Origin of the sequence: Pseudomonas allokribbensis (assembly GCF_014863605.1) — a bacterium.
In the GTDB taxonomy this organism is placed as follows: domain Bacteria; phylum Pseudomonadota; class Gammaproteobacteria; order Pseudomonadales; family Pseudomonadaceae; genus Aquipseudomonas; species Aquipseudomonas allokribbensis.
In genome coordinates this window covers 2,947,970-2,967,332 of sequence record NZ_CP062252.1, presented here as the reverse complement: position 1 = coordinate 2,967,332, position 19,363 = coordinate 2,947,970, and the positions used below count along the sequence as shown (strand labels likewise).

22 protein-coding genes are annotated in these 19,363 nt (G+C 54.9%); 15 read left to right on the top strand and 7 right to left on the bottom strand.

Annotated elements, in window-relative coordinates; translation table 11 throughout:
- Positions 1–20 precede the first annotated feature (20 nt).
- Complete coding sequence (locus IF199_RS13580) at positions 21–707, bottom strand: alpha/beta hydrolase (protein ID WP_192560736.1); 687 nt, start codon at positions 705–707, stop codon at positions 21–23.
- Between the two features lie 176 nt (positions 708–883).
- Between IF199_RS13580 and IF199_RS13575 the strand changes: the two genes are divergently transcribed.
- Complete coding sequence (locus IF199_RS13575; protein ID WP_096821765.1) at positions 884–1,480, top strand: paraquat-inducible protein A; 597 nt, start codon at positions 884–886, stop codon at positions 1,478–1,480.
- Positions 1,477–2,139, top strand: coding sequence for a paraquat-inducible protein A (locus IF199_RS13570; RefSeq protein WP_192560735.1), 663 nt, complete (start codon positions 1,477–1,479; stop codon positions 2,137–2,139). Before IF199_RS13575 ends, IF199_RS13570 begins: the two co-directional genes overlap by 4 nt.
- Before the next feature lie 20 nt (positions 2,140–2,159).
- Here IF199_RS13570 and IF199_RS13565 read toward each other — a convergent pair whose 3' ends face one another.
- Positions 2,160–2,909 carry an SDR family NAD(P)-dependent oxidoreductase gene (locus IF199_RS13565; protein ID WP_192560734.1) on the bottom strand — a complete coding sequence of 250 codons (750 nt, stop codon included), beginning with the start codon at positions 2,907–2,909 and terminating at the stop codon, positions 2,160–2,162.
- Between the two features lie 164 nt (positions 2,910–3,073).
- Here IF199_RS13565 and IF199_RS13560 point away from each other — a divergent pair, with 164 nt between their 5' ends.
- From IF199_RS13560 to IF199_RS13530, 7 genes are all read left to right on the top strand, one after another.
- Positions 3,074–3,970, top strand: a complete 897-nt coding sequence (locus tag IF199_RS13560) for a LysR family transcriptional regulator (RefSeq protein WP_192560733.1) — start codon at positions 3,074–3,076, stop codon at positions 3,968–3,970.
- Positions 3,971–4,070: 100 nt separating this feature from the next.
- Positions 4,071–4,925 carry a putative selenate ABC transporter substrate-binding protein gene (locus tag IF199_RS13555; protein WP_192560732.1) on the top strand — a complete coding sequence of 285 codons (855 nt, stop codon included), beginning with the start codon at positions 4,071–4,073 and terminating at the stop codon, positions 4,923–4,925.
- Positions 4,922–5,719, top strand: a complete 798-nt coding sequence (locus IF199_RS13550) for a phosphonate ABC transporter ATP-binding protein (protein ID WP_192560731.1) — start codon at positions 4,922–4,924, stop codon at positions 5,717–5,719. The genes IF199_RS13555 and IF199_RS13550 overlap by 4 nt, the downstream gene beginning before the upstream one ends.
- The gene (locus IF199_RS13545) at positions 5,713–6,540 is read left to right on the top strand and encodes a PhnE/PtxC family ABC transporter permease (RefSeq protein WP_192560730.1); all 828 of its coding nucleotides are present in this window, start codon (positions 5,713–5,715) and stop codon (positions 6,538–6,540) included. The genes IF199_RS13550 and IF199_RS13545 overlap by 7 nt, the downstream gene beginning before the upstream one ends.
- Positions 6,537–7,304 (top strand): phosphonate ABC transporter, permease protein PhnE, encoded by a 768-nt coding sequence (gene phnE / locus IF199_RS13540; RefSeq protein ID WP_192560729.1) that lies wholly within the window; start codon positions 6,537–6,539, stop codon positions 7,302–7,304. The genes IF199_RS13545 and phnE overlap by 4 nt, the downstream gene beginning before the upstream one ends.
- 240 nt (positions 7,305–7,544) lie before the next feature.
- Positions 7,545–10,055, top strand: coding sequence for a hypothetical protein (locus IF199_RS13535; RefSeq protein WP_192560728.1), 2,511 nt, complete (start codon positions 7,545–7,547; stop codon positions 10,053–10,055).
- A 1-nt stretch (position 10,056) separates the two neighbouring features.
- On the top strand, positions 10,057–10,986 hold the full coding sequence (locus IF199_RS13530; RefSeq protein ID WP_192560727.1) for a hypothetical protein: 930 nt from the start codon (positions 10,057–10,059) through the stop codon (positions 10,984–10,986).
- An 81-nt stretch (positions 10,987–11,067) separates the two neighbouring features.
- Here the strand turns inward: IF199_RS13530 and IF199_RS13525 are convergent, their stop codons facing one another.
- On the bottom strand, positions 11,068–12,042 hold the full coding sequence (locus IF199_RS13525) for a DUF4365 domain-containing protein (protein WP_192560726.1): 975 nt from the start codon (positions 12,040–12,042) through the stop codon (positions 11,068–11,070).
- A gap of 385 nt (positions 12,043–12,427) precedes the next feature.
- On the opposite strand from IF199_RS13525, the gene IF199_RS13520 reads away from it, so the two are divergent.
- From IF199_RS13520 to IF199_RS13495, 6 genes are all read left to right on the top strand, one after another.
- The gene (locus tag IF199_RS13520; RefSeq protein WP_192560725.1) at positions 12,428–12,646 is read left to right on the top strand and encodes a hypothetical protein; all 219 of its coding nucleotides are present in this window, start codon (positions 12,428–12,430) and stop codon (positions 12,644–12,646) included.
- 539 nt (positions 12,647–13,185) lie between these two features.
- Positions 13,186–13,545 carry a DUF6124 family protein gene (locus IF199_RS13515; protein ID WP_096821752.1) on the top strand — a complete coding sequence of 120 codons (360 nt, stop codon included), beginning with the start codon at positions 13,186–13,188 and terminating at the stop codon, positions 13,543–13,545.
- 172 nt (positions 13,546–13,717) lie between these two features.
- Positions 13,718–14,263: a PAAR domain-containing protein gene (locus IF199_RS13510; protein ID WP_192560724.1), complete on the top strand. Its 546-nt coding sequence runs from the start codon at positions 13,718–13,720 to the stop codon at positions 14,261–14,263.
- A 10-nt stretch (positions 14,264–14,273) separates the two neighbouring features.
- Positions 14,274–15,056: a hypothetical protein gene (locus tag IF199_RS13505; RefSeq protein ID WP_192560723.1), complete on the top strand. Its 783-nt coding sequence runs from the start codon at positions 14,274–14,276 to the stop codon at positions 15,054–15,056.
- Positions 15,041–15,397, top strand: coding sequence for a DUF7079 family protein (locus IF199_RS13500; protein WP_192560722.1), 357 nt, complete (start codon positions 15,041–15,043; stop codon positions 15,395–15,397). The genes IF199_RS13505 and IF199_RS13500 overlap by 16 nt, the downstream gene beginning before the upstream one ends.
- A 43-nt stretch (positions 15,398–15,440) precedes the next feature.
- Positions 15,441–15,782, top strand: a complete 342-nt coding sequence (locus IF199_RS13495; RefSeq protein WP_244142471.1) for a hypothetical protein — start codon at positions 15,441–15,443, stop codon at positions 15,780–15,782.
- A gap of 60 nt (positions 15,783–15,842) precedes the next feature.
- On the opposite strand, the gene IF199_RS13490 is transcribed toward IF199_RS13495, so the two are convergent.
- From IF199_RS13490 to IF199_RS13475, 4 genes are all read right to left on the bottom strand, one after another.
- Positions 15,843–16,163, bottom strand: a complete 321-nt coding sequence (locus IF199_RS13490) for an isochorismate lyase (RefSeq protein ID WP_192560721.1) — start codon at positions 16,161–16,163, stop codon at positions 15,843–15,845.
- A 27-nt stretch (positions 16,164–16,190) separates the two neighbouring features.
- Positions 16,191–16,337, bottom strand: coding sequence for a DUF2256 domain-containing protein (locus IF199_RS13485; protein ID WP_192560720.1), 147 nt, complete (start codon positions 16,335–16,337; stop codon positions 16,191–16,193).
- Positions 16,334–17,872: a cryptochrome/photolyase family protein gene (locus IF199_RS13480; protein ID WP_192560719.1), complete on the bottom strand. Its 1,539-nt coding sequence runs from the start codon at positions 17,870–17,872 to the stop codon at positions 16,334–16,336. The genes IF199_RS13485 and IF199_RS13480 overlap by 4 nt, the downstream gene beginning before the upstream one ends.
- A gap of 156 nt (positions 17,873–18,028) precedes the next feature.
- The gene (locus IF199_RS13475; protein ID WP_192560947.1) at positions 18,029–19,339 is read right to left on the bottom strand and encodes a glycosyltransferase family 39 protein; all 1,311 of its coding nucleotides are present in this window, start codon (positions 19,337–19,339) and stop codon (positions 18,029–18,031) included.
- Between the last annotated feature and the right edge of the window lie 24 nt (positions 19,340–19,363).

Sequence of the window (19,363 nt, the reverse complement as noted above, 5' to 3'; positions counted from 1 at the left end):
GGCCGGTTGCGTGGTCGTTGTCAGGCCTTGGCGGCCTCGTCGATCAGCGCCGCCACTTCAGCAGCGTGGGAGGCCAGCGAGGCGTGGCTGGCGTCGAGGGTGATCACTTTCTTCGCGTTGAGCCGGGCGGACATGCGTTTCTGGTTGTCCGGGTGAATCATGTGGTCCTGACTGGAAATCTGATACCAGGACGGTTTGTGCTTCCACGCCGGATCACCGATGACATCGCCAAAGGTGCTGGCCAGCGGCGCTTTCTGCGTCACGGCCATGACCAGCGCCTCATCCGCCGGCAGGTCCTGGCAGAAGCTTTCATGGAATTTGTCGGCCTTGAGCCAGAGGAAACCGTCGCTGTCCGGCGCCAGATTCGGCGCGGCGGCAGGCAGATGTTCCTGAGTGATACCGCCGGGGCTTTCGCCTTGATCCGGAGCGAACGCGGCGATGTATACCAGCCCGACCACATTCGGTTGATTGCCGGCCTTAGTGATCACCGCCCCACCATACGAGTGCCCGACCAACAGCACCGGCCCGCTCACCTGGGCGACCATTTTGCGGGTGCGCTCGGCGTCGTCGGCCAGCGAGGTCAGTGGCATTTCCACGGCCTGAATCGCGCTGTAACCCTTGCGTGTCAACTCAACAATGACTTTGCCCCAGTGCGCGGCACCGCCCCAGAATCCGTGCACCAGCACAATCGTCGGTTTTTCACTCATGGCGTTTCTCCTGCGGATGATGAAGGTCGATTTACCAATGGCGCACAGGAGTATGGAACGGTTCCGGTGACGTGTCTGCCGGCCAGACCAAAGGCGCGTTTCCAGATGTGAAAGTTGTCGAATGCCTCAACACGCCTATATTGAAGGGGTTCACGCCCTCCTCCCAACGAGCGCCCATGGCCAGCACCGATCGACTGATCATCTGCGAGCATTGCGACTGCGTGTACGAACACGCCACGCTCGCCAAACATCAGAAAACCCTCTGTTCGCGCTGCGGCGGCGTGCTCCAGCGCTATAGCGGCCTGACCGTGGAACAACGACTGGCCCTGAGTTTCACGGCGGCGATGCTGTGGTTGTTCGCCAATTTCTACCCGGTGATGAGCATCAGCATGCAGGGCCTGAAAAACAGCGCGACCCTGTGGGATTCGGTGTTGGCGCTGAGTCAGGGCCCGATCACCTTCATGGCGATGGTCGCGGCGATCTCGATCATCATCGCCCCGGCCTTTCAGCTGGTTCTGTTGATCTGGGTACTGAGCTTCGCCCTCGCCTCGCGCCGTTGCCCGGCCTTCAAGGTGTGCATGCGCTGGCTGGAAACGCTACGGCCCTGGAGCATGCTCGAAGTGTGTCTGCTCGGCGCCATGGTCGCGGTGTTCAAACTGGCGGGCATGCTCGACGTGATTCCCGGCATCGGCCTGTTTGCGCTGGCCGTGCTCAGCCTGTTGCTGATCCGCATCGCCGGGCGCGACGTGCGTGAACTGTGGGACATCCTATGAAGCGACCACCGACTGCCAGCGAACTCAACCTCTGCCTGTGCCACAGCTGCGGACTGGCCTGCGACATGACCGGCGAGCCCCACCAGTGCCCGCGCTGCGACGCCCCGCTGCACCGGCGCAAGACCAACTCGCTGGCCCGCACCTGGGCCTACATGTTCGCCGCCCTGGCGTTTTACGTGCCGGCGAATCTGCTGCCGGTAATGAACACCACGCTGCTCGGCAATGGCGCCGACAGCACCATCATGAGCGGCGTGCTGGAGTTCTGGGAGCACGGTGCGTGGGACATTGCCCTGATCATCTTCATCGCCAGCATCGCGGTGCCGGGGGTGAAATTCGTCGCACTGACGCTGCTGCTGGTGACCGTGCAGCGGGACAGTCACTGGGCGCGCCGGGAACGCTCGAAGCTGTACCGATTCGTCGAGTTGATCGGCTACTGGTCAATGCTCGATGTGCTGGTGGTCGCGCTGGTGGCGGCGCTGGTGAAGTTCCAGGCCCTGGGGGATATCGAGCCGCGACCGGGGATTCTGTTCTTTGGCCTTGTGGTCGTGTTCACGATGTTGTCGGCGATGAGTTTCGACCCGCGTCTGATCTGGGATAACGCGCCGGCCGAAGAAACGGACGAACCCCAGCACTCGACTGAACAAGTGCCGGGGCATTAAGCGCCTTAAATCAGATCGGATCAGATCTGCGCGGTGCCGCCGTCGACGAACAACTCGATGCCATTGACGAAGCTGCTGTCATCCGAGGCCAGGAACAACGCAGCCTTGGCGATTTCACTCGGCTCACCCAGACGCCCGATCGGCACGATAGACGCCAGTTGATCGAACAACCCTTGAGCGTGTTCCGCCGGCACCAGCCCCGCCAGACCTGGCGTACGCACCGGGCCGGGGCTGATGGCGTTGACGCGGATACGACGAGGTTTCAGATCCAGCAACCACGACCGGGCGAAGTTGCGCACCGCCGCTTTGCTCGCGCTGTAGACGCTGAAGTTTTCCGTGCCCTGCACCGAAGTGGTCGATGAGGTCAGCAGGATCGATGCGCCATCGCGCAGCAGCGGCAACGCCTTCTGCACCGTAAACAGCGTGCCCTTCACGTTGGCGCCGAAAATCCGGTCGAAGTGCTCTTCGGTGATCGAACCCAGCGGCAGCATGTCCCCGCCACCGGCATTGGCGAACACGATGTCGAGGTGCCCGGCCTTCTCGGCGATTTCGCGGTAGATGCGATCCAGATCCTCCAGATTCGCCACGTCGCCCTGAATGCCGATGGCCCGTGGGCCGATGGCGGCGACCGCTTTGTCCAGCTCAGCCTGGCGCCGGCCGGTGATGAATACGGTGGCGCCCTGGGCGACGAATTCCTGTGCCGAGGCCAGGCCGATGCCGGTGGTGCCGCCAGTGATCAGTGCGATTTTGCCTTCAAGTCTGTTGCTCATGATGTGTCTCCAATAACCGTTTCAAGGAAGGTGACGGGTCGTAGGTGAGCCGTTGAAAGCGACTTTAGGCCGATGGATTGAATTGAAAAATCCGCCAAATCGGTTTTGTTTGTGCACATACATGCACAATACTCAGCCCTGCCTTCCCCTCCGAGCCCGAGCCGATGAATCAGTTAATGGCGATCCGCACCTTTGCCCGCGTCGTGGAAAGCGGTTCATTCACCAAAGCCGCCGACTCGCTGAACCTGCCGAAAACCACCGTCAGCAAACTGATCGGGCAACTGGAAAGCCACCTCGGCGTGCGCCTGTTGCAACGCACCACCCGCCGCCTCACCGTCACGGCCGACGGCGCTTCCTACTACCAATTGACGCAACAACTGCTGCATCAACTGGACGACATCGATCAGGGTTTCAGCCAAGCCCAGGGGTTACCGCGCGGCAAGATTCGCGTGGACATCGGAGGCTCCACCGCGACGATGCTGGTGATTCCCGAGCTGCCGAAGTTCTTCGAACGCTACCCGGATATTCAGGTTGATCTGGGCGTCAGCGACCGCCCGGTGGACATGATCAGCGAGCGCGTCGACTGCGTGATTCGCGGCGGCGCGCTGACCGAGCAAACCCTCGCCGTGCGCCGCCTCGGCGAAGTCTCATGGACCACCTGCGCCACGCCCGACTATCTGCAACGTCACGGCACGCCGAGCCATCCGCAGGAGCTGGCCAACCATCAGATGATCACCTACCGCTCGGCGTCCACCGGGCGCATCCTGCCGTCGAACTTCCAGCGCCACGGCGAACGCCATCAGATCGAAGGCAAAGGCCTGGTCAGCGTCAACGAGAGCAACGCGCACCTGGCAGCCGGGCTGGCGGGACTGGGGATCATCCACACCTTCAGCTACACGGTCAGGGCCGCCATCGAGCGCGGTGAACTGGTGCCGATCCTCACGGACTGGCGGCCGCCGGCGTATCCGTTTCATCTGCTGTATCCACCGAACCGGCATTTGAGCAATCGGGTGCGGGTGTTCATCGATTGGCTGGTGGAGCGTTTCTCTCAAGTGGACTGAGCCCTCGCAATCGCGCCGTTTCGTCTAACCTGACTTTGCACCCGATGACGAATGTCATCACCCGCGCATCGATCCAGACGACCACGAAACGGAGAACTCCATGCTCAAGCGAACCCTGGCACTGACCGCTGGTTTGGCCCTGTCCCTGTCCGCCGTGCTGGCGCACGCCGCAGATGTGTTGAAGGTCAGCGCGATTCCCGACGAAGCCCCGACCGAGCTGCTGCGCAAGTTCGAGCCGCTGGGGGCTTATCTGGAGCAGAAACTGGGCATGAAAGTCGAGTTTGTGCCGGTGGCCGACTACCCGGCGGTGGTCGAAGCGTTGGCCACCAACCGTCTCGACATGGCGTGGCTCGGCGGTTTCACCTTTGTCCAGGCACAGCTGAAAAGTGATCCCAAGGTCATCCCATTGGTCCAGCGCGAGCAAGATGCGCAGTTCACCAGCAAATTCATCACCGCCGACCCGAACGTCAAAAGCCTCGCCGACCTGAAAGGCAAAACCTTCGCCTTCGGTTCGGTGTCGTCGACGTCCGGCAGCCTGATGCCGCGCTATTTCATGCTCAAGGACGGCATCAAACCGGAAACCTATTTCAGCCGCGTCGGCTACTCCGGCGCCCACGACGCCACCGTCGCCTGGGTGCAGGCCGGCAAGGTCGACGCCGGTGTACTGAACGCCAGCGTCTGGCAGAAACTGGTGGACGCCGGCAAGGTCGACACCAACAAGGTCAAGGTCTTTGCCACCACCCCGACCTACTTCGATTACAACTGGACCGTGCGCGGCACCCTCGACCCGGCGCTGGCGGCGAAGATCAAACAGGCCTTCCTCGACCTCGACCCGGCCAACCCCGAGCAGAAGAAAATCCTCGACCTGCAAGCCGCCAGTCGCTTCATCGCCACCAGCCCGGACAACTACAAAGGCATCGAGGAAGCCGCCCGCGCCGCCGAATTGCTGAAATGACCTTGCGCCTCCAGCAGGGTTTTCTGCGCCACACCCATGGCGTCGAAGCCCTGCGCGGCGTGGATTTGCAGATCGAGGCCGGCGAACAGGTGGCGATCATCGGCCCGTCCGGCGCCGGCAAATCGAGTCTGCTGAATCTGCTGGCCACCGCCATTCGCCCCAGCAGCGGCGACATCGAAGTGCTGGGCGAGCGCGCCTGGCACTTGTCCGCCCACCAGCGACAACGCCTGCGCGCACGCATCGGCCTGATCCATCAGGCGCCACCCCTGCCGCCCCGGCAACGGGTGGTGACGGCGGTGCTGGCCGGCAAACTCGGACAATGGAGCCTGGGCAAAAGCCTGATCAACCTGCTGCATCCGCTCGACGTGCCCGGCGCTCGCACGGCATTGGCGCGACTGGATCTGGCGGACAAACTCTTCAGCCAATGCCGGCAACTGTCCGGCGGGCAATTGCAACGGGTCGGCATTGCCCGTGTTTTGTATCAGGCACCGGAGGTGTTGCTGGCTGACGAGCCGGTCTCGGCCATGGACCCGGTGCTGGCCGGGCACACGCTGTCGATCCTGTCGCGCCATGCCCGGGAGCACAACGTCACGCTGGTCGCGAGCCTGCATGCGGTGGAACTGGCGCTGGCGCACTTCCCGCGCATCATCGGTTTGCGCGAGGGGCAAATCCTCTTCGACTGCCCGTCCGCGCAGGTCAGCCGCGAGATGCTCGACACCCTCTACGCCAACGAACAACTGCAATCCCCGGCGCCGACCGTGCCGCCGCTGGTTGTGCAGATTCCCCGATGCTGAGCGCCGACACCCGCGACCCCGCCGCACTGCCACGGCTGCTGCTGACCGTGCTGGCGATTGCCTTGCTGTGGCCGGGGATTCAGCTCAGCGAACTGGATGTGGGTGTGCTGTTGCGTGCCGACAATCAGAACGAAATCGGCCGGTTTGTCTCGACATTCTGGCCTCCGGAACATGATCGGGAGTTTCTTCAACTACTGCTCAAAGCCACCCTGCAAACCCTGGCCATCGCCACCGCCGGCATGGCCATGGCCCTGTTGTTGGCGGTGCCGGCCAGCCTGCTCGCCAGCCGCGCCTTATCATTGTCCGCCGCGTCACGCAGCGGCCGCCCGAGCCTGTTGGGCCGCCTGCTGCGCTGGCCGGTGCGCGGGCTGCTGATCTTCCTGCGCAGCGTGCCGGAAATCGTCTGGGCGCTGCTGTTCGTGCGCGCCGTCGGTCTCGGCCCGGCAGCGGGCGTACTGGCGATCGCGATCACCTACAGCGGCATGCTCGGTAAGGTCTACGCCGAAATCTTCGAATCCACCGACCAACGCCCGGCCCACGCCCTGCTCCAGGCCGGCAGCGGACGCCTGGCCAGTTTCGCCTACGGCGTACTGCCCAACGTCGCGGCGGAGCTGCTCTCCTACACCGTCTACCGCTGGGAATGCGCCATCCGCGCCTCGGTCGTGATGGGCTTCGTCGGCGCCGGCGGCCTCGGCCAACAGATCGACCTGTCGATCCGCATGTTCGCCGGCGGCGAAGTCGCCAGTATGCTCCTGACCTTCCTCCTCCTCGTCCTCGGCGCCGACCAACTCAGCCGCCTGCTGCGCTGGAGGCTGGCATGAAACGCCTGATCAATCCGTTGCTGATCATCGCCATCGTCGCCGCTGTCATCGCCTCGTTCGCCTACCTCGGCCTCGACCTGGAAGAACTCGGCAGCGCCACCAGCCTTAAACAGATGGGCTCGTACGTAGGCCGTTTTCTCAGCCCCGACCTCAGCCCCGGCTACCTGAGCGCCATTCTGCGCGGCTCGATGGAAACCCTCGCCATGTCCGCCCTCGGCACCCTCCTCGCCGCCGTGTTGGGACTGGTATTGGCACTCCCCGCTGCTGGCCGGTTTGGCTGGTTTTTTCAGAGTGTTGCCCGCCTGCTGCTCAATGCCCTGCGCGCCATTCCTGAACTGGTGTGGGCTGCGTTGATGGTGCTTGCGGCCGGGCTTGGGCCGAATGCCGGGACACTGGCACTGGCTCTGCACACCACGGGCGTGTTGGGGCGGTTGTTTGCTGAAGCGTTGGAGAACACGCCGCCGGAGCCGGCGGAGGCGATTCGGTTGCAAGGAGGGAATCCGGTTTTGGCGTTTTGTTATGGGACGCTGCCGAACCTGGCGCCGCAGTTGTTGGCGTATTGTTTGTATCGGTGGGAGAACAATATTCGGATGGCCAGCGTGCTGGGGTTTGTCGGAGCTGGGGGGTTGGGGCAGATGTTGTATGTGAGCTTGAGTCTGTTTCAGGAGGCGCAGGCGGGGACGGTGATATTGGCGATGTTGGTGCTTGTGTGGGGGGTGGATTGGTTGAGTGGTTGGGGTCGGGGGCGGTGGGTTAAGGCTTAAGTGGATAGTCTCTGAAGTCGGCTAATACAAATATTCGTCGAGGCCCGCTTCCGGCCAAAAGCGGACTCGCAATTAGGCATGGTAGCTTCTAGGGGGGCCGAGGCTATTCACTCTACCTATGGCTATCTGTTGACTGGACTGTCATCGATGGGATATTCCATGCAATGTGTCGTGAGATTTTGGACTATCAAAAACGTTAAGAGCACCGAGCACAGAAGCCGGTGAAAGAAGGGAATCATTATGGCTTTGTTTTCCGGGCAGCGGCTATTCGACAGAAAAACATATTGGAGAATGCGGAAGCATATCAATCGTTTTCATTTTATTCTCCAGAGCAACAGTTATTCAATTAAGGATCACGCGAAGAAAAACGCTCTGGACGCACTCACTCTTTCCTACACTTTAAAAGCAACTTTAAACTCACTCATCATCGCGTGTTGTATATCGGCGGGGCTTTACGGAGTTAACACGCTGCTCGCGTCCCCATTGAATGACGCAGGATGGAAGGTACAAGATGATGGCGACTATGTAACATTTTTAGCCTCGGTCGCCGGCATTGGCGGAGTATTTATAGGCTTGTACTATGCCGCTCTGACATCAGTGGGAAGCGCCATATATGCAAAAGTTCCCGGCAGCATCAGAGATCTTTTAGCCAGAGAGCGGTCCGGCAGTGTGTACATGAGATATTTATCGATGCTCACGTTGTTATGCTTAACTTTGATTGCTTGTCGAGTGGTTGGCCTCCCTCGAATAATAGTTGCAATTCCATTCATCGCACTCCTAGCTGGGGCCGGAATCGTTGCGTTCGTCAAGCTAGGAAGATCAGCATTTAACCTCTTCGATCCCACGGCGCTTTCATACCACTTATACGAAGAATTTAATAAAGCAATTCTAATTACAATGCCTGGCAGCCCCCACTGGTCGGCATCAGCATTCCAGCACCATGCTTACAAGTTAGCTAACCACAGCATTGAGACGCTACGGCTACTGATTGATATTACCATGAAGGAAACGCATCAGAACGGTAGACCGCTGACACAGCTTACTTGCCATGTTTTACTATTCTTAACTGCTTACGAGAATCTGAAAAGGAAAATCCCCTCAGATAGTCACTGGTATCCTCAACAATACAAGCATCGAGACTGGTATGCCACACCGGCGCACAGAGTGATGATCGCTCACCGCACAGGGACAAAGCTTCAGCCAGATATGACTAGATCCTTGCATTGGGTTGAGCAAAAGTTGCACGCAGATGTATTCCGAACAATCAAAATGGCAATTACACAGACCCGGCATGCAGATGCAATCCAACTTATAAATCACCTAGAGTCATACATCAGAGTCAACGTCGCCAATGGTAATTTTAGTGATGCATTTGGACTTGCTGAAAGAGCATCAAAAACAATAATTGAAGCCATAAACGAATCTAACAAAAAAAGTATCCACCTAACGGATCTTGAAAGACTCTCGATTATAGAAAGCGTTGCAAGTTTGCCTATAATAATAGCATTAGCTCTAACCAAACATCTTGAACATAACAGCATACAAAAGCTCGCAGAATCGCTAACAAATGTGAACTGGAGCGCTAAGGAAACTCTCTATGACATAAACCTACCCACCTACTTGATCCAACAAGGCGAATGGTTGTTTACTCGCCTGAGTATGGAATTCCGATCTGAAGGCAGGGTGATATCCCCTGTTTGGTACCAGAATGACATACTGAACTTGGCATTTTCTAAAAGTCTTGCAGAGATTATTGTGTCATTCCCTCGCAGATCTTGCGCCTTTTATAAAAATTTTTCAGACAGCTTCTCCAGTCACGAGGTCCGTTGGCTAAAGGCATGTGTTCAAAGTAGTGAATATGAGTTTTGGCATAAGGCCGAGCGCACGCAGCAAGAGTTGAATACAAGCTGGTTGTCGTCTAATGAATCTCGATTTTTATCCGATCTTCCATGGCCTTTGCTAAAAATCAATGAGCTTGAAAGCGAAATAGCCAAGCACAAAAAAGAATTAATACTGTCGATTGCTCAACAGTCAGACCTGCTACTTTCGGAAAGGGTCGAAGATTTTCCCGACTACCCAGGGCAATTCTCCTTTATTATCGGCGAAGCTTTTTTACAAGCACTATGTGAGAACGACGATAAACTTTCGAACTCTATATTTCACACGTACATGCTCAGTTGCATAACACGCTTTGAAAATCTTAGACCGCCCAGCGGAACTACAGTAGGAATAGAAGACTCGTTTCGAACCGCTGCAGCATGCCTATTAGATCTCATTGAGTTAAGCGGATACGCTGTACTTTTGTCAGAACTCCATGGTAACAAGGCACTCTGGAAACCCGTCAAGGCCGCTTGGTCAGCATTGTCTACGGGGGCAAATAGAGACACCATCATGGCTTATCTGAGCTTAGTTACAAACCTTAATAACAATGGCTTCGGACTGCCATTAAGAGCAGAATTAAGGTATGAATGGGAGCGAGTTATTTTAGATCTATTCAGAGATTTAGAAACCGAAGAAATTATCGAGCACCATGGAATTAGTGTCGCCCATCGCTTCGTTCATCCCAGCGCGCTGATCCAGTCTTTAGACTTCAGGCATTTTGAGAGACTGCCCAGCGGCTATGATTTATTTATCGTTAGCTGGTACGTGCATGCCATAAAGCCAAACGCATTCAAACTAAACTGGAAGCAAGAACGCTTGTTAAAAACCATCAACTTGGTAAATTCTGGTAGCGAAAGCATTGGTGATTAAAATGAAAAAACAATTTTTTAATCCTACGCCTAAGCTAGCTTCATTTTTTTACTCTTTGAACACGCATCATCGAGAGCATCATCTATACGCTCATATGCTGAGAGAGGATATTGCCACAGGAATAATGCCGCTGGGCGGTCGGAGCAGGCATCATCCAAACTTCGCAGCAAGTATCCAGGGAGCCGAAAATGAAATTAACTCCGCCAGAGAATTAATTGCCTCCTTCTCAGAAAGGGGCGCTCGTGATCTTAATGAAATCATCAGCCGAGCGATTGAAGAAATAGCTCGCGCGCTGTCTTGGGCACCATCTTCTCTCTATGAAATAGTGAATACCCAGAAATCAGTCAGTATTCACCCGGTATCCTCAAGGCGCACGTTCAGATTACCATTTTATACGTTCCAGGTGATCCCACGTGCCGACCAGCAGACATGGCGAAGAAAAATTTTACACCAAAGTAATCGCTATATTTGGTCGATCTCTATACCGAAAGCGCTTGGAGGCGCTAAGGGCTATAGGAAAATGATAAGCCGACTGGAAAAAATCCCGCCGGCCTCAACCCCACAATTCGTGATGCAAGAACTCGAGAATAGCGTAGAGCCCTCAATATTTGACTTCAATGAGTATTCGGCACTGCAGAAGCTTTATATAAACAAAGCAACTTCAAATTGGAACTGGCATCGAAGAGACTGGTCCGACGATACACAGTGCGAGTATTACAGGACGCACAAAAGATCCATGTTCAAGTACGCCCAAAATTTATTGCGAGAACACATTGTAAGCGAGCTAAACATTCTCCTCCAACGACTTGACCTAAACTGCACTATTTTAATTTCGGGGCTACCCTCAGCTGCCGAAATATTGGAAGGTGCGAATGATCTGCATCTAGGGAAAATAAATTTTGAAGAAATGTATAAGCTGGTTTTCGATTAGAGTTTAGCGACGGCCGCATGATCGACTTTTTTGTTTATGCAACGAGCGAAGTAAATGATGATCGAGCGCGTTGCTAATGCTTTAATCATTTACTTCTTCACTTTCTTTCGGGGGGTAGGATGCAAGCATGGCCAGATACGTAGGCATAAACCACTCTCTAACTAACTCCTCATACATGTTGGACAAATTCGTTAAACGATGCCAAACATAATCCGAACAGTAAGTCAAGAATTGTTCATGATCTTCAGACTTCACACCCCTGCTTAATTTCTCCTTAAGCGTGAGTAGTTCACTGTGGCTCCACAGAACTGGCTTCCAGAATTCATGGCCTGTCCATATGTCTTGTCGTAAAGAAATATCGACGAAGGCATTAATCATTTCCGTTGCTTGCGCAAGTGGTATTAAATGTGGGGATGCAGCTTTGCCCTGCATCCGAAAAATTTCTTTTAATTGATAGTTAAACAAAGCAAACGCACCATACATTTTTGAGCGTTTACCATACGCTCTTAATGCCACGAGCGCATTTTCTGTATCTAGTATTTCATTGGCAGTTGGGATGTAGATTGTCTTTGATCCTTTTGATGCATAACTAGGATCCTCTGGGATAAGAACTTTATCTATGTAATCATTAAGACATAAAAAGAAGGCCCTTTCGGAATTTGTGTCAACCAACACCAAAAGCACTGGAATTGCAATTCCAATTGACTGAATGGTTAGGATGTCGGACATATCCAATTGAAATTTAGCTACCGGGATTTCAACGCAGTCGTCTTTGTCTTCGATTAGGGCTCCTTTAGCAACATTTCCTCGGCCATATGCCTTTCTCGTACCGTACTCAATGCAATCGGATGACTTTAACTGAACGAAGAAATTTTCGCCGAGCGTTTCAGCTATATTTTTTTCCTCATCGATAAAGTCGAAAAGTTCAACAACACAGTCAATCCCGTAGTCAGCTCCATAGCTATGTACAACCCACTCTTTTGGAAGCTTTTCTCGCAAAACCCGAACGGAGATATCTTCTTTTACTTGGTTTAATGACCTCTGTTTTTTTCGCATGACCTTCCTTATAAATAATTAGGTGGGGCACAATATGGAATGGTTTACGCCTCTTGTGTGACATAACGCTCCTTGTCCATACGTATTACCCGGAGCCCGTCGGATCTGTCGTTAGAATTGCAGCATAGACAAAGGAAATAAGAACGAGCACTGCGAGGAGGATACGAAGTCATTTGCAGGGTGTCTATCGCGAGGTTGAAGTGATTGTCCCATCCCTTAATATCTGCTTTTTGGCCGATAGCGGACACTCGCAATGAAAAGAGGAGACGGATGTATTTTCAAATGAAGAGTTCACTTTTCTTGGCCAGTGAAGGCACTGTGATGGCATGCTGCGCCTCCCCCCGGAGAGGGGGATTTTTTCTACATCCCGCAAGGAATATGCCCCGTGAAAGACTTCGTCATCAGCGTCAACAACACCGTCCTCTATCTCTCCCTGGCATTCATCTGGCTGGTCGCTATCGTCTCGATTTTCACCAGCGGATTCTTGCCGGCGCTGGGTATCTTCGTGGCCGGCACCCTGGGCTGGTGCATCATTTCCGGCTTCTGGTTCGTCCAGTCGGCGACCTACGAAGAGCTGCGCAAGCTGAACGCCAGCAAAAACTGAAACATCAGGGTGGAGCCGTGAGTGCCCCGCACTACCCTGAGCGCTTGGTTCTGTGCCAAGCGCTTCTCACTGCTGCGAACTACTCGCACGACCCCGCCGTCTCCGACCTCCAAATAACTTCGCCCTCTCTCTTTCAGCCAATGAGGGACCGGACTGTTTTCAGGAAATAAGCCCTCTCCTTTGAGCGCTTAAACAGGTTCGTTTAAAACAACCCGCCGTAACTTCCCCAAGGCTACAACGCCTTGCGTCATTGCCTACGACTACGCCAGAATCCGCCGGCTTGTGCGTCTACGACGCGGGTCTTATCGTTCCCCGGTCACTGAAAAACAGTGACGGGGTTTGGTAGCCCCGGATTATCGTAGGTTGCATAAGCATCATGATGTGCAGTGTCTGAAAGGCTCCGCGTCATGGTGGTCATGCACAGGGCGTCTTCGGGCGCGCCGGTTCCTACGTCCCGGTCTACCAACCTGAGCATGGCCGCCACCCATCGTTTGGTAGCGAGAGTGTCGGCTCCCATTTGACGATGTAGGAGTTTCACCATGATCAAACCAACACCCAACCCGCCCGAAACCGACCCAACCTCCCCCTACGAATCCCCCAACTCCAAAAAACTCCACGACGCCGCCGAGCGTGCGCTGGATCACTACCTCTTCCCCGCCGCCGGGGTCATGTCGTCCTGCAACGAGCCCGAGCGGATGTACCTGGCCAATCCGAAGTACAACACCGAATGCTTGCTGGCCAATGCCAGTGAAACCCTGAGTTCTGCGAGCGAGATGCTCAGTAACTTCGCCGCCCTGCTCGATCCCTCGAACCGCAAGACGGCGCTGGGCATTGCGCAAGTGGTGATGATTGCCGAGCTGGCGGTGAACCAGGCGCTGGATCACGTCGAAGTCGCGTAACCCTCGAGCCTCTGTAGAAGCAGTACGCGGCTGCTTCTACAGTGAGGCTCGTTCAATACTGGGGCCACACTAACCTCCCGTAAGCACAGGACGTCATATCCGAGGGTTACTAATAGACGTTGCGTTCGTGATAGGTTGTGCCACTCACAAGGATTGTTGACAGGAGGTCATCATGGCTAAAGCAGCGGCACGGAAGAGTGATCCATCGAGTTGTCCCTTACCCGGACATGGCACCAACCCCATCGCAACAGGTTCTCCCGACGTATTTTTCGACGGCCTACCCGCCGCACGCCAAGGTGACACTTGCACTTGTGGCAGCGCACTGTCCTCAGGTCTGTCTTCAACCGTTTTCATCAATGGCAAGAATGCCGCGACCATCGATACCGGCGGAACCCATGGCAGCATTGTCATCGGTGGGTCGGGGACGGTGATTATTGGCGACTCGCACACACCTTGCGAATTCATTCCTCCAACGCTCCTGCCCGGCCAGCCAAAGTGGATTGGTTTTAGAATTCCTGCGGACGAAAGCTATGAAGGTTTATCCTGCACTGCTCACTTTGAGGATGGTTCAACCCTTCCGGGCGTGTTCAACAAAGACAATGCCGTCAAATTCTCGAACCCATCAGGCAAAACCTGCCTCATGCTGAAATTCGACGATGAACCGCCTGCCGACTCCCCCTCCCTCACCGATAGTTTATTGAACAAAATTTTAGGATAAGGAACGTCCTATGACAGAGCCGTACATCGTCACTGGCAGCTATGTTGTTCAACGCGAACACGCCTTGAAAGACTCCCCCCTCGACAGGGCGTTAGAGCTTATGGAAGGTGCTGCCCTGAGGTTCTCGCTGGATGCAATCTCTGATGAAAAGGTCAGGGCGAACTATCTCAAGAACATCAAGCGTATGTCTCAGCAAACCTTGGAGGATGTAAAAGCCGGGAAGATTACGGCGCAAGAGGGTGTGAAATTCAGCCATGAAATGCGCAACAAGATCATGATGGAACATCGCAAACTCACCTCCGCGCAGGGATTGGCGATTGTTCAAAAGAAGAAAAAAGACGGAAAGGCCCTCAAAACACTACTGGATATGTACTCTGAATCCCTATTCAAAAAAGGTTACGACAGCCTTTCAGAGGTAGAAAAGAACAAAGTGCACTACACCATCTTGGAGTCCGCAGGCCGAGATAACGCCAAGTTTACGAGCGGAACAAAAAAAATGTTGATCATGGGCAAACTTGGCATTCTCGTGACTGCCGCTCTGGCCACCTATCAAATATTGAATGCTGAAAACAAGGCCAAAGAAACAGCGCGCCAAGGCATCATTGTAGGTGCTGGTGCCGCGGGCGGTATCCTCGCAGGAATAGGCATCAGTGCAATTTGTGGCCCTGGCGCACCTATTTGCGCGATCGCGGTCGTCTTGATAGGGACTGTTGCAGGTGGTGTTGCAGGCCAAGCAGCGGCTGACTCACTGGATGAAGAGCTGGAGGAGTTTTCGCATTGGGACATTTTCTGAGTGAGCCGCAGCTGTCCGAAGTCAGAGCTGCACTTTCCTGGCCATTCAACGACTTTCCGGTTGAGTATGACTATGTAGCGGATAAAGTTAGAGGCGTCGATCCTGATGCGCTTTACGAAATCCTTTATTCAGAGGTAGCACCGGTGTGCTTCACCAATCTTGTGGCAGCAGTGCCCCCGGTATGGACGGGATTCGATCCCGATAGACTCAGAACCTCAATAGAGGAAAGACTGGCTGCGAGAAGACGTAACTGGTTCCGCCGGCAGTTCGATAAGGCACTGGTTCGTTGGCTGCAGTACAACTACGGCTACATCTGGAAGGAAATCGCCTCCAGACTTTGAATGCAATCGGGAAAAATCACAGAGGCTCTGTCAGTACCATCAAATGAAACTAAAACCACTCCTCATCAGCCTTCTCTGCTGCATCAGCCCCCTTTCCCACGCAACCGACGTCCCGATCAAAGAACACATGCCCTTTGTAAATGCCCGAAAGGCTTTGATCAAAAATGGCTGGAAGCCGAACCCCACCTACACAGGTGAATACGGGGTCGAAAACATCCTCCAGAGAAAAGGCTTCACTGAAGTCGAGTCGTGCACGGTTGGTCTTCAATTCTGCAGTTTCAACTACATCAGGAATGGCGTCTGCCTGGGTGTGGCGACTATCGGGGAAGAGGTCAAAGACATGAAGGTCTATTCCTGGGGTTTCAAATGTCCTGAGAAGGATTGAGGCTCTTTAAAACGCCTCAATCCTGCTGCTGTACCATGACCGCCAGCCCGGACACCAGGATCAGGTGTCGGATCGATGGACCAACCAGTGTTTCATTTCTTCCGCAATGAAGTGGTTTACCAGATCACGGTACATCTGCTCGACTGCATCCGGGCTCAGGCCCTCAGCCTCGGCCCACTCGCGTCGTGTTGCCAACATGGCCTTGAAACGCTCCGGGGCACGCACGGAAGTTGCTGAGGTCTTGTATTTCGAGGCCGCCAGTACGTATTGAAAGCGCTTGCCCAACAGCTTGATAACAGCCTGATCAAGGGCATCGATTTCGCGTCGGATATCCTCCATGCCGGCGCACTCTTCGGGCTGCAATTGATTGATGACGTCCATGTTGCTTGGCTCCGTTTGCTGAAATTGTCATATAGGTGGGTGTCTTGATTTACTACGCCGGCAACGCTCCGAGCAGTAGCGCACGTCCTCCCAACAGCGAGCCCATTTCTTCCTCCATGTGAATGGAAGACCGCAGGTCGCGCAGGTTTTGACGGGGAGCTCGCTTTTTTTCACAACGACTCACCATCGTCTAATCGGTTGAGCAACCACTCGCCGCGTTGCCAAAGCGCCTGTTGTCTGGATTCGGGCATGCGGTCGAGGTTTTTGTAGATGATGCTCATGCGTTGATTGCCGCGCAGTCGGTCGCCGTGACGCATTAGAAAGTGCCAGTAGAGCGAGTTGAAAGGACAAGCGTCGTCGGTGGTGCTTTTGCTCACTTTGTAGGCGCAGCCACGGCAGTAGTCGGACATGCGCTTGATGTATTGGCCGCTCGCACAATAGGGTTTGGAACCGAGATAGCCGCCATCGGCGTGCATGACCATGCCCAGTGTATTGGGTAATTCCACCCAGTCGAAGGCGTCCATGTAGATAGCCAGATACCACTCACATATTTCACTCGGTGCGATACCGGCGAGCAGTGCAAAGTTGCCGGTCACCATCAGTCGTTGGATGTGGTGGGCGTAGGCATGTTCCAGGCTCTGGCTGATGGCCTGGCGCATGCAGTTCATCTGCGTTTTACCTGTCCAGTAGAACTCTGGAAGCGACCGCGTATTACCAAAGGCATTTCCATGGGCATAATCAGGCATCTTCAGCCAGTAGACGCCTCGGACATACTCACGCCAGCCGATCAGTTGTCGAATAAAGCCTTCGGCGGCGTTGAGTGCAATGCTGCCGGACCAATAAGCAGATTCCACATCGCTGCAAAGCTGACGAAGATCCAGTAAGCCGATATTCAGTGCCGCGCTTATACGCGCATGAAACAGAAACGGCTCATCGCTGGCCATGGCGTCTTGATAGTCGCCGAAGGCTGCCAGACCCCAATCGAGAAAGTAATCCCACAGGGCCTGAGCTTCGGCGTGGGTGACCGGATAGTCGAACGTGTCGAGGGCGCCATAGTGACCGGAGAAGTTTTTGGCAACTAACGCAAGCACATCACGGGTGATTGCGTCTGGCGTAAAACGGGCGGGCGAAGGCGGCCTGACACCCTTGGGCAAGGCTTTACGGTTTTCCGCATCGAAGTTCCAGGCGCCTCCGACCGGGGTGCCGTCGCCATTGAGCAACAACCTGCTCTTGCGGCGCATCTCTCGATAAAAGAACTCCATGCGCAGCTGTTTTTTGCCCTGCGCCCAGTGAGAGAAATCGGCACGCGTGCAAAGAAAGCGGCTATCGGAATGCCACTTGATCGCCAAGCCACAGTCCCTGATTGAATGCTCCAGTCGCCAGTCACCGCACTCCGTGATGTGCAGTTCATCCGGTTGCAGGCGTGACTGCCAGCGGTGTATTTCGCTCGGCACGGAGCCGGTATTTTCCGGATCATCGAGCGTTACGTATTGCACCCGGATTCCCCTCTGCCGCAACGCTTCGGCGAAGTGACGCATGGCGCTGAAAATCAGGACGATCTTTTGCGGATGATGAGGAACATGGCTGGCCTCTTCCATCACCTCGACTAGGAGCACCGTATCGCGCTCTTGATCCAGCCCCTGCAGAGAGGCGAGATCGAAAGATAATTGGTCGCCCAGGACGAGGCACAATCGGCGAGTCGTATTCATCAATCAGGTTCCAGTTGACGGGGAGCGTGAAGGCCCGACGATTTCGTGGATTAAATCCACGCAACGTTTTTCAAGAAGGGAGACCTGAATTCTTGTACAAGAATAATGAAATGTACAATTTTATCGCAGGGTACTGGCTGGGACACGCCCAGCGCTTCACCAAAACCAATACGGCAAAAACTTCGGCGTGGGCTCGATCATGAGTTCCAGGTGGTAGGTGATGGGGTTGAAGAAGAACATATCCAGTATCAGAAAGGCCCCTACCCCAAACGACAGCGTCATGAACTCACGGTAGCGATGCTCGGCGAAGTACTCGCGTTTGGCATGGTAGAAGCTCAACAGCGCAAACAGTCCAAGGCCTGCGCCCAGGTAGTTGGGCTGCAACGGGACTTCGGCGAAGTAGTTGTACACCAGCACCGACAACAGCAGGCCCAATCCCAGCGCCGGCAACTTGAGACAGAACTGCATCAAGCCGTTTTTGGCGCGCACGAATGCTGCTTCATGGCTGACAAAGAGGTAGGCGGCCAACAAGGAAATGGCCGGGGTGATTGCCAGTATGTAGCGTGCTTTCTTGGAGCTTGGAATGGTGAACAGTACAAGCAGTACCAGCAGCCACCCTGTTAAGTAGAGCAGCAGGTCGATGTCTTTATCGCGGGTCGAGCTGAAGAATAGTTTGTACTTCTTCAGAATCACGCTGATGGCGTAAAACACCGTGAAACCGTAAGTAAACAGGCCTGCGGAGAAGTAGAAGTAATAGCGCGGTGCGTGGTCGGAACCGAAGCGCCCGATGCCCTGCATGTTCAGCACGTCTTCGAGAAACGCTTGCCCCCCTTGCAGGTACGCCGCCCATGCCAGCAGCACAACCCCGGCGGCCAGAATCAGGCCCGAGAGGAATGAAAACAGCAGCAACATGCGCCATTGGCGGCTCAGGAAGTAATAAGCCCCGATGACACAGGCGGGCCCGATCAAACCGATAGGCCCACGAAACGCAAAGCCCAGCGCCAGCCCCACGAACAGAAACACCAGGCGCCGTGGGTCTTTTTTCAACTCGGCCGAATAGGCAACGTAGAAGCAGATCAACGTGAACAGGGCCGGATAGATATCAAGTGCCAGTGAGTTCACGCCATCCAGAAAGGCCCAGGTCAACAGGCTGAAAAGAACGCCGTATGCGCCCCACTTCTTGCTGTGCAACGCCCCGAGCCGATAAATGAACACCAGCATCAGGGAGGCGGCAATGCAGGAAGGCAGGCCCATTGAAAGTATGGAGACGCGCCCAAACGGCAAGGAAGCCAGATAGACCAGTAAAGTGTTAAGGACCGTATAGTCGGGATACGGTTTGAGGTCGTCGGCAATGGGAAACAGCGTGACGCCATTCGCCAGCATGTAATCGGCGAAGTCGACAAAGCGGGTTGTGTAGTTGAGGACAGCGGGTTTGTACTGCAACACCATGAACACGGCCAGTGTCATGAAGAAAATGCTCAGGCATGGATT